This is a genomic window from Xanthomonas sp. NCPPB 1067 (assembly GCF_020783795.1).
GTDB lineage: Bacteria > Pseudomonadota > Gammaproteobacteria > Xanthomonadales > Xanthomonadaceae > Xanthomonas > Xanthomonas melonis.
In genome coordinates, this window is record NZ_JAJGQG010000010.1 from 133,951 (window position 1) to 143,344 (window position 9,394).

The 9,394-nt window shown below is 68.0% G+C and carries 8 protein-coding genes; 6 read left to right on the forward strand and 2 right to left on the reverse strand.

What is annotated here, in order from left to right:
- The first annotated feature begins 75 nt into the window (after positions 1-75).
- Genes LL962_RS10330 through LL962_RS10355 form a run of 6 tightly spaced genes read left to right on the forward strand, consistent with a single transcriptional unit; the run spans position 76 to position 5,885 of the window.
- Positions 76-1,107 (forward strand): 3-oxoacyl-[acyl-carrier-protein] synthase III C-terminal domain-containing protein, encoded by a 1,032-nt coding sequence (locus tag LL962_RS10330; protein ID WP_228316822.1) that lies wholly within the window; start codon positions 76-78, stop codon positions 1,105-1,107.
- Entirely contained in the window at positions 1,107-1,955 is an 849-nt protein-coding gene (locus tag LL962_RS10335; RefSeq protein ID WP_228316823.1) for an MBL fold metallo-hydrolase, read from the forward strand. Before LL962_RS10330 ends, LL962_RS10335 begins: the two co-directional genes overlap by 1 nt.
- Positions 1,952-2,911 (forward strand): NAD-dependent epimerase/dehydratase family protein, encoded by a 960-nt coding sequence (locus LL962_RS10340; RefSeq protein WP_228316824.1) that lies wholly within the window; start codon positions 1,952-1,954, stop codon positions 2,909-2,911. The genes LL962_RS10335 and LL962_RS10340 overlap by 4 nt, the downstream gene beginning before the upstream one ends.
- Entirely contained in the window at positions 2,902-4,053 is a 1,152-nt protein-coding gene (locus tag LL962_RS10345) for a glycosyltransferase (RefSeq protein WP_228316825.1), read from the forward strand. The genes LL962_RS10340 and LL962_RS10345 overlap by 10 nt, the downstream gene beginning before the upstream one ends.
- On the forward strand, positions 4,031-4,642 hold the full coding sequence (locus tag LL962_RS10350; RefSeq protein WP_228316826.1) for a hypothetical protein: 612 nt from the start codon (positions 4,031-4,033) through the stop codon (positions 4,640-4,642). Before LL962_RS10345 ends, LL962_RS10350 begins: the two co-directional genes overlap by 23 nt.
- Complete coding sequence (locus tag LL962_RS10355; protein WP_228316827.1) at positions 4,632-5,885, forward strand: glycosyltransferase; 1,254 nt, start codon at positions 4,632-4,634, stop codon at positions 5,883-5,885. The genes LL962_RS10350 and LL962_RS10355 overlap by 11 nt, the downstream gene beginning before the upstream one ends.
- Positions 5,886-6,220: 335 nt before the next feature.
- Here LL962_RS10355 and dxs read toward each other — a convergent pair whose 3' ends face one another.
- Complete coding sequence (gene dxs / locus LL962_RS10360; protein WP_228316835.1) at positions 6,221-8,137, reverse strand: 1-deoxy-D-xylulose-5-phosphate synthase; 1,917 nt, start codon at positions 8,135-8,137, stop codon at positions 6,221-6,223.
- Between the two features lie 349 nt (positions 8,138-8,486).
- The gene (locus LL962_RS10365; RefSeq protein ID WP_104587548.1) at positions 8,487-9,143 is read right to left on the reverse strand and encodes an HNH endonuclease; all 657 of its coding nucleotides are present in this window, start codon (positions 9,141-9,143) and stop codon (positions 8,487-8,489) included.
- Positions 9,144-9,394 lie beyond the last annotated feature (251 nt).

The following is a 9,394-nucleotide window of genomic DNA, read 5'->3' on the forward strand; positions in this document are numbered from 1 at the left end:
TGGCGCGGTGCGGGGCGCATGCGCAGGACGGTGGAGCGCGGGCCGACCGGTTAGGACGGTGGTTGCAGTCACGGTATGCTGCGCGCCTTGTCGAATGGGAACGCCGTGTTGAACGCACTGCCGCTGCGCATCCTGGGCACCGGACGTCATGTCCCGGCGCGGGAAGTCACCTCGCATCAACTGGACGCGCGTTGGCAATTGCCGGCCGGAACCACTGCCAGCCGTGTGGGCGTGTTCACCCGTCACTATGTGGGGGAGGGCGAAACCGCGTCGTCGATGGGGGCCGCTGCGGCGCGCCAGGCGCTGGCGAACGCTAGGCTCGAAGGCAGCCAGATCGATTGCCTGATCTCCGCTTGCGCCGTGATGGAACAACCGATTCCCTGTCAGGCGGTGTTGATCCAGCGTGCGCTGGGGCTGGGCGATTCCGGCATCCCCGCATTCGATGTCAATGCCACCTGCCTGAGCTTCCTGGTCGCATTGGAGATGGCCGCCGATGCGCTGGCGCTGGGCCGCTATCGGCGTGTACTGATCGTCTCCAGCGAAGTGGCATCGGCCGGTCTGGACGATGCCGTACCGGCCACCGCCGGATTGTTCGGCGATGGCGCCGCAGCCGTGGTGGTAGGGCGCAGCGCCGCCGATGAGACGTCGGCACTGTTGTGCAGTCGCCTTGCCAGCTACGGCAGCGGCGCAGACCTGTGCCGCATCGATGGCGGCGGCACCCGTGCGCCGCATGCCCATGCAAGCACGCCCCGGGCGTCGCGCGTGTTCCAGATGGACGGCCGCGGCGCCTATCGCTTTGCGGCACGGCACCTGCCGGCATTCTGGACGCAGCTGCTGGACGAGGCGGGGATCGCGCCGACCGCGCTGCGCTGGCTGGTGCCGCATCAGGCCTCCGGGAGCGGACTGGATCATGTCGTGCAGACGCTCGGGCTGCCTGCCGACCAGGTGGTGCGCATTCTGCAGGGCACCGGCAACCAGGTAGCCGCTTCGCTGCCGCACGCCCTGCATCATGCGGTGGTCGATCGGCAGCTGCAGCGTGGCGAGCTGATCGCGTTGCTCGGCACCGGCGCCGGCCTGGCCATCGGCGGCATGGTCTTGCGCTACTGATGATGCCGCGGGTTTCCCTCGAACTGCTGCGGGTGGGCCATTGCCGGCATTGCGAGCGCATGGTGCGCGCGGATGGACATTGGCATGCGGTCGAGTTCCCGGCCTTGAGCGTGCTGATCCGGCATCCGCAGCGCGGCGCACTGCTCTACGACACCGGATATGCGGCGCATTTCTTTCGCGCCACCGAGCCGTGGCCGGAGCGTCTGTACCGCTGGGCCACGCCGGTGACGCTACCAACGCAGCAGACCCTGGAGGCGCAACTGGCGCGCCGTGGCGTGCAGCTGGACGAGATTGCCTGGTGCCTGATTTCGCACTTCCATGCCGACCATATCGGCGGCCTGCGCGACGTGCCGAATGCGCGTTTCATCTGCCTGCGTGCGGATTACCAGCAGATGCGCAGCTGCTCGCGCCTGGGTGGCCTGCGCCGCGCCTTGCTGCCACAGCTGTTGCCCGAGGATTTCGACCGGCGCCTGCAGTTCGCCGAGCTGGCACCGCAGCGCGCATTGACCGGCGCCTGGCAGGGGCTGGGCGCTGCCTACAATCTGTTCGAGGATGGCAGCGTGCTCGCCGTCCCGTTGCCAGGCCATGTGCCTGGCCAGATGGGGCTATGGCTGCGCGACCAGCACGATCGCGAGGTGCTGCTGTGCGCCGATGCCGTGTGGTCGTCGGCCACCTGGCACGCCTTGCAATGGCCTGCCTGGCCCACCCGTTTGCTGATGCACGATTGGTCGGCGTTCCAGCGTACCGTGCGCCAGTTGCATCAGCTGTCGCAGGCGCACCCGGAGTTGGCGATCCTGCCCTCACACTGCCAGCCCAGTCTGGATCGTTATCAACCGGAGTGGCGATGAGCCTGCGGATTCTCGTGACCGGCGCATCCGGCTTCGTCGGCGGTGCCTTCCTGCGCCGTTTTCACGCGACGCCTGGCGTGGAAATCCACGGCATCGGGCGCCGCGCCAGCGACTTGCCCAGCTATCACCGCATCGATCTGAGCCAGCCATTTGCGCTGGATTGGCGACCGGATGTGGTGATCCATGCCGCTGCGCTGGCCTCGCCGTGGGGAACGCGCGCGCAGTTCCATCGACACAATGTGCAGGCCACCGCCAATGTCGTCGATTTCTGCATGCGGCATGGCTGCCCGCGTTTGCTGTACGTCTCGTCCAGCTCGGTGTTCTACCGCGAGCAGCACCAGTACGACCTTGACGAGGACAGTCCGATCGGCCCGGCGTTCGTCAATACCTACGCGCACACCAAGTATCTGGGCGAAACCCTGCTCGATGCGTATCCGGGCCAGGCCGCGATACTGCGTCCGCGTGCGGTGTTCGGACCGGGCGACACGGTGCTGTTCCCGCGCGTGATTGCCGCGGCCCGCAAGGGCGCGCTGCCGCGTTTCGTCGGCCAGACCGAGCCGGTGATGGGCGATCTGATCTATATCGATACGCTGTGCGATTACCTGTACCGCGCCGCCACCGCGCCAGGGCTGCAGCGGTCCTATAACCTGACCAATGCGCAGCCGGTGGATTTGCAGCAGCTGTTACTGGACGTGCTGGCGCGCCTGCATCTGCCATTGCCGCAACGCGAGCTGCGCATCGGCACCGCGTTGCGCATGGCCAGCGTGGTGGAGGGTGCGTACCGGCTACTGCGGCTGCGCGGCGAGCCGCCGATCACGCGCTTCGGGGTGGGCGCCTTCGCTTACTCCAAGACCTTCAACCCGCAGCGCACGCTGGCCGATCTGGGAACGCCCAGTGTCGGCCTGGAGGAGGGGTTGGACGCATTCGTCCGCTGGCAGGCGGCGCAATGGGCTTAGTGTCGGCGGTGGCGGCGCTGTATCTGCTGTTGCTCCTGACCAAGGCGGCGGCTGCGCTATGGGTGATGCGTGGCGCGCGCGCGATGCTGGCGCAGTCCGGGTGGGGCGAGCAGGCGCAGGTGGCCATCCTGCAGCCGATTCTTGGCGGCGATGCGCACCTGCAGCAGGTACTCGCCGCCAACCTGCAGGCGCTGCCGCAGGCACACTTTCTCTGGTTGCTGGATGCCGACGATCGCGCCGGCAACGCGGTGGCAGACGCATTGGTGACGATGCATCCGCAACTACGCATCAGCCGCATGCAGGTACCTGCAGCGCCCCCACATCTCAACCCGAAGGCATGGAAGCTGGAGTATGCGCTTGCGCGGGTGCAGGCGCCGATCAGCCTGATCCTGGACGACGATGCGCAGCTGGACGCCCCCGCGTTGGCGCAGTTGCTGCGCGACCTGCAGCACGCCGATCTGGTGACCGCGCTGCCGTACTACCGCGACGGCGATCGCTTGGCCGCACGGCTCCTGGCGCAATTCGTCAACAACAACGCGGCGCTCACCTATCTGGGCTGGTTGCCGTTCGCCGCGCCGCTGACCATCAACGGCATGTGCTACGCCGCGCGCACCGAGCGCTTGCGCGCCTGGGGTGGTTTTGCCGGGGTGTTGGAGCAGCTCACCGATGATCTGGCGGTGGCCGAGCTGGTGCGCGAGCGCGGCGGCCGCATCCGGCAATCCGTCGCACCGGTGGCGATGCGGACCGCCCTGCCGGACCTGCCCAGCTACGTACGGCAGATGCATCGATGGATGCTGTTCGCGCTGATCCTGCTGCGCCGTCAACGCGTCGGTGCCGCCGCTGCCATCTCGGTGCTGCAAGGACTGCCGCCGGTGCTGCTGGTGAGCGTATTGCTTGGCATCTGCGTGCAGCCCAGCGGCTGGTCCATCGCATGCGGGCTGGCGACCTTGCTGCTGCGCGCGCTGTTGCTGTGCCTGGTGCAATGGCGTGCCAGTGGCGCAGCGCGTCACCGCCCACTGCTGTCGGTGCTGGCCGAATGCGTGCAGCCGCTGCACCTGCTGCACGCGGCCTGCGTGCGCAGCATCGCCTGGCGCACCCGGCGTTACCGCGTGTTGGCCGATGGGCGCTTCCGTGCGCAGTGACGCGCCTGCGTTGCAGATCGCCTTCCTCACCGGGCAGAGCGATCCGGCGAGCTGCGCGTTGAGCGCGCAGCAACGCGATTTCCTGCATCGGCTGCAGGGCGATGGCCGGCTGCTGGTCACGTGCAATTACCCGTACCGTGCCGGCATGGCATCGCACCGTCGCATTCCGCTGTGGCGCGCCAGCGTCTCCAACGCGCGCCAGTACCTGGCCGCGCGCGCCGCGCGCGTGCCGCAGGACGATCGCGCGTGGGTGCAGGCAATGCTGGCGCAGGCGCCGATGACCGTGCTGCTGGCCGGTAGCTGCGGCCTGCAGCTGCTCACCGCGCTGCAGCTGCCGCAGGACCTGCGTGCGCGTCTGGCGGTGTTCGCGTTCGGTCCGGTCTGCCATGCGCCGGCCAGCTTCGCGCAGTTGTACAGCGTGCAGGGGCGGTGCGACTGGATATCGCGCGCGTTGTTTCGCGGGCCGGTGCAGTTGGCACCGGCATGCGGGCATATGGATTACCTGCGCAATGCCGCTGTGCTGTCCGCCTGCCAGGCCTTCGTCGCCGACATCGAGCAGACGCTGCGGGGCAGGGCGCATGCGCATTGACCTGATCGCCCCGCCGTACAGCGGGCACCTGCATCCGATCCTGGCCATCGCCCGCCAGCTTGCGCCACATCATGAGGTGCATGTGATCAGCACGCCGGCGGCGCAGACGCGGATCCGGGCCTGTGGGCTGCGCGGCGCGGAGCTGCTGGATGCGCAAGCCGACCGGATCTTGCTGGACATCGCCAATCCGCCGCACGCGGTGGGACACAACCCCTTGCGTCTGCGTCGGCAACTGCACACTGCGCTGGGCTTGATGGCCCAGGTAGGAGATGCGCTGCAGAGGCGTTGGCGCGTGCAGCGGCCGGATCTGGTGATCGCCGACTTCACCCTGCCCAGCGCCGGCCTGACCGCGCAGGCGATGGGCATCGCGTGGTGGACCAGCATGCCATCACCCTGCGTGATCGAAACCGCGGACGGCCCGCCGGCCTACTTCGGCGGCCTGCTACCCGCTGCCACCGCACGCCAGCGGGCCGGGCATGCGCTCGCGCGACGGCTCACGCGCGGCTTCAAGCGCAGCCTGCATGTCTGCTACCGGCGGCAGATGCGCGCCTGCGGATTGCCGGCGCTGTACCGCAGCGATGGCAGCGAAGCGGTGTATTCGCCGCACTGCATCCTGGCCTTGGGGCTGCCGTCGTTCGAGTTCGCGCGGCGTTGGCCCGCCGTGCTGCGTTTTGTCGGGCCGCAGTTGTGCACGCCCCCATCGGCGGTGGAGGCGCCGCCGTTCGTCGCCGGACGGCGGCATGTGCTGGTGACATTGGGGACGCACCTGCAATGGGTCAAACAGCGTATGGATGCGGTACTGCGCGCGTTGGCGCCGCAGTTTCCCGATACGGTGTTCCACTTCAGCGATGGCGACACCGCCGCACCGCGACGACCGGCGGACGGCAACTATCGACGGTTGCCATACGTGGATTACGCGCAGCATCTGCATCGCTACGCGCTGGTGGTCCACCACGGCGGGGCGGGCATCCTGTATGCCTGCCTGGATGCGGGGCTGCCGGCGATCGTGTATCCGTTGGACTACGACCAGTTCGATCACGCGGCGCGACTGCAGGCGGCCGGCGCGGCCTGGTGGCTGCGGGACCTGGACGGACTGCCGGCGCTCCTGCACCAGGCATTGGCGTCTACCGCGCCGGGCCCGGGCGTACGCCGCCTGCAGTCGGAATTGCATGCATTGCAGGCCAGTGCGCGTGTCATGGCGTTGGTGGAGGCGTTTGAGCACACCGGCGCGCTGCCAGCGTAGATGTTTGGCGTGCGATGCGGCGGGTTGAAGCGGCCATCGTCTGCGGTGCCGGCATGCTGCGGTGATTGCGGAAACCAGAGCAGCTGACAAGACCGCTACGCCGCTGCCGGGCGATGCCCGGAATCGGCAGAAGCCGTTCGTATGCTCCGCGTCCATACCCGGCGATGGCGCGTTCGTTCTGCTGGCCGCTGTCGGGCTCCAGGCGCGCGGCGCCTGGTTCAACGCGTCAATCAGGATGCGCCGTCGGATCAGTTGTCGAAAACCCCTGCACGCAGCGTGGATGCCGGTTTCCCTGCTGCCGCCAACGATCGGTTGGCGGCAGGAGCGGCCCAGGCTCAGCCCGCTGCGGCGTTCAAGGGCGGCGCGCTGTCGGCCATCAACTGCGGCCACCGCTTGAGCACGGCGGCGCGGATGCCGGCCTGGTCGATACCGGCTTCGGCCAGCAGGTCTTCGCGGCTGGCGTGGTGCTGGAAGCTGTCCGGCAGGCCCAGGTGCAGCACCGGCATCAGCACGCCCTCGGCATTGAGCAGTTCGGACACGCCCGAGCCCGCGCCGCCGGCCACCACGTTGTCTTCGATGGTGACGAAGCCGTCGTGGGTGCTGGCGAGCTCCAGCAGCATCGCCTTGTCCAACGGTTTGACGAAGCGCATGTTGACCACGGTCAGGCCGAGTTCGCGGCCCACCGCTTCGGCCGCGTCCACGGTCGCGCCGAAGCCGAGCAGGGCCACGCGCATGCCGCTATGGCGCAGCTGCGCCTTGCCGATCGGCAGGGTGGTCAGCGAGGCATCCAGCGCCACGCCCGGGCCGGTGCCGCGCGGGTAGCGCACCGCAGCCGGGCCTTGGTAGCGCACGCCGGTGCTGAGCATCTGGCGGCATTCGGCTTCGTCGGCCGGCGCCATCACCACCATGTGCGGCACGCAGCGCAGGAAGCTCAGGTCGAGATTGCCGGCATGGGTGGCGCCATCCGGGCCGACCACGCCGCCGCGGTCGATCGCGAACAGCACATCCAGCTTCTGTACCGCCACGTCGTGCACCAGCTGGTCGTAGCCGCGTTGCAGGAAGGTGGAATAGATCGCCACGACGGGTTTCGCGCCCTGGGTCGCCATGCCGGCCGCCAGCGTCACCGCATGCTGTTCGGCGATCGCCACGTCGAAGTAGCGCTGCGGATACTCCTTGCTGAAGCGCACCAGGCCCGAGCCCTCGCGCATCGCCGGCGTGATCACCAGCAGGCCCGGTTCGGCAGCCGCCATGTCGCAGACCCAGTCGCTGAACACATCGGTGTAGGTCGGCTTCCTGGCGCCGGCCTTGGCCACCAGGCCCTTGCTCGGATCGAAGGGGCCGACCGCGTGGTAGCCGATCTGGTCGCCTTCGGCCAGCTCGTAGCCCTTGCCCTTGGTGGTGATGACGTGCAGCAGCTGCGGGCCCTTGAGCGTCTTCAGGGTCTTGAGCGCGCTGACCAGACCGGGCAGGTCGTGGCCATCGATCGGACCGGTGTAGTGGAAGCCCATCTCTTCGAACAGCGTGGACGGCACGAACATGCCCTTCCAGTGTTCTTCCCAGCGCCGCACGAAGCGCGCAGTCGGGTTGTTCTTCTTGTCGCCGAGGATCTTCTTGCCGCCCTCGCGGATGGCGTTGAGGGTGCGGCTGCCGCTGGCACGGCCCAGCATCTTGGTCAGCCCGCCCACTGCTTCGGAGATCGACATGCGGTTGTCGTTGAGGATCACCAGCAGATTGGGCTCCGGATCCATGCCGCCGGCATGGTTGAGCGCCTCGTAGACCATGCCGGCGGTCATCGCGCCATCGCCGATCACCGCCACCACCTTGCGCTCGTCGCCAGTGCGCTGGGCGGCGATCGCCATGCCGAGCGCGGCCGAGATCGAGGTCGACGAATGGCCGACGCCGAAGGTGTCGTAGATGCTCTCCTCGCGCTTGGGGAACGGCGCCACGCCGTCCTTCTGCTTGACCGTATGGATCTGGTCGCGCCGGCCGGTGAGGATCTTGTGCGGGTAGGTCTGATGCCCGACGTCCCACACCAGCTGATCGACCGGGGTCTGATACAGGTAGTGCAGGGCCACGGTGAGTTCGATCACGCCCAGCCCGGCCGCGAAGTGCCCGCCGCTCTTGCCCACCGATTCGATGAGGTAGGCGCGCAGCTCGTCGGCGATCGCCGCAAGTTCGGCCTCGTCGAAGCGGCGCAGGTCGTCGGGGGTCTGGATGCGCGACAGGCGCGGATAGCGGGTGGAGTCGATCATCATCGTGTCAATCTGCTGAAACCACATTGTCCTCCCCATGCGAAGGCCCGGCAAGCAAACCGGTTCGGTTGTCGGCATGCGGTGATGATGGCGCGGGCCGCCATTGCTGGGTTGCGCCGCGATCGCCCACGCCTGCGGCAATCTGCCGCACCCCCTGGTCGTTGGGTATCGGGGTGGCCGGGTGCGCGTATCGGCACTGTTCGCGCCGATCTGCCATGCACATCGGCGAGCGGCCCGGTGGTCGGATCGCGCAGTGGGCACCGTGGTGCCGCAACCGCTGGGGCGGCTGCCGGAATCGATCAGGCGGAGCGATGCGGCCGATTTTGACGGCCCGTTCGGGCGCGAGCGGCTACAGCGAAAGTTTGGAACGTTTGGGCAACTGCGCGCGCAGGAAGGCCATCTGATCGGACAGGATGTTGCGGTTGGACAGGATCAGGTGCTCGATCCAGCTTGGCCGGTACGGCACCGCCAGCAACGGCATATGCGCCTGCTGCGGGGTGCGGTTGGCCTTGCGCGAATTGCACTGGAAGCAGGCGGTGACCACGTTTTCCCAGCTGTCGCGCCCGCCCTTGGAGACCGGCATGACATGGTCGCGGGTCAGATGCGGGCGGCTGAAATGCTGGCCGCAATACATGCACAACTGCGCGTCGCGCGCGAACAGCGCGGTGTTGCTCAAGGTCGGGGTGGGGTCCAGCGCGCGCGAACGCGCATGGCCGCGGGCGGCGATGATGGGGTGCAGGTCCAGCGTGCTGCGTTCGCCGGTCAGCCGCGAAATGCCACCGTGGATCTGCATGCAGGGCTCGCCCAGCGTCCAGGACACCGCATCGCGCGCGTAGAGACAGGCCGCATCCTGCCAGTTGATCCAGTCCAGTACGCGGCCATGCGCATCGAGCGAAAGCAGACGCAGGGAAGGAGGTTGCCGGATCGCAGCGACAGCGTTACCCGCGACCGGGGCAGGGCTGCCTCCGGGGACGATCACATCACCTGCGTGCGTGTCTGTCTCCATCGGGAAGACAGCTTATACCCGATCGTTGACAGTTTGTGTATCGCCACCGAGGGCGTTGGCAGGTGTCTGGCCATCCTGATCAGCGTGGACTGGCCAAAGGGCGATGCCGCCTCCTGCAGGGCACTTCTCGGGCTCGACGTCTGGCCGATCGGTGACGCCGCGTCGCGGCCAGGTCCGCTTGTGTCTGCGCATTGCTCTAAAGTTTGGGTGGAGAGCGATGTGCGGCACGCCGACCGGTCGCAGTGTTGGAG

Coding starts and splice junctions, on each gene's coding strand:
- LL962_RS10330 (WP_228316822.1), top strand. CDS start 76: ATGCTGCGCGCCTTGTCGAATGGGAACGCCGTGTTGAACGCACTGCCG.
- LL962_RS10335 (WP_228316823.1), top strand. CDS start 1,107: ATGATGCCGCGGGTTTCCCTCGAACTGCTGCGGGTGGGCCATTGCCGG.
- LL962_RS10340 (WP_228316824.1), top strand. CDS start 1,952: ATGAGCCTGCGGATTCTCGTGACCGGCGCATCCGGCTTCGTCGGCGGT.
- LL962_RS10345 (WP_228316825.1), top strand. CDS start 2,902: ATGGGCTTAGTGTCGGCGGTGGCGGCGCTGTATCTGCTGTTGCTCCTG.
- LL962_RS10350 (WP_228316826.1), top strand. CDS start 4,031: ATGGGCGCTTCCGTGCGCAGTGACGCGCCTGCGTTGCAGATCGCCTTC.
- LL962_RS10355 (WP_228316827.1), top strand. CDS start 4,632: ATGCGCATTGACCTGATCGCCCCGCCGTACAGCGGGCACCTGCATCCG.
- dxs (WP_228316835.1), bottom strand. CDS start 8,137: ATGATCGACTCCACCCGCTATCCGCGCCTGTCGCGCATCCAGACCCCC.
- LL962_RS10365 (WP_104587548.1), bottom strand. CDS start 9,143: ATGGAGACAGACACGCACGCAGGTGATGTGATCGTCCCCGGAGGCAGC.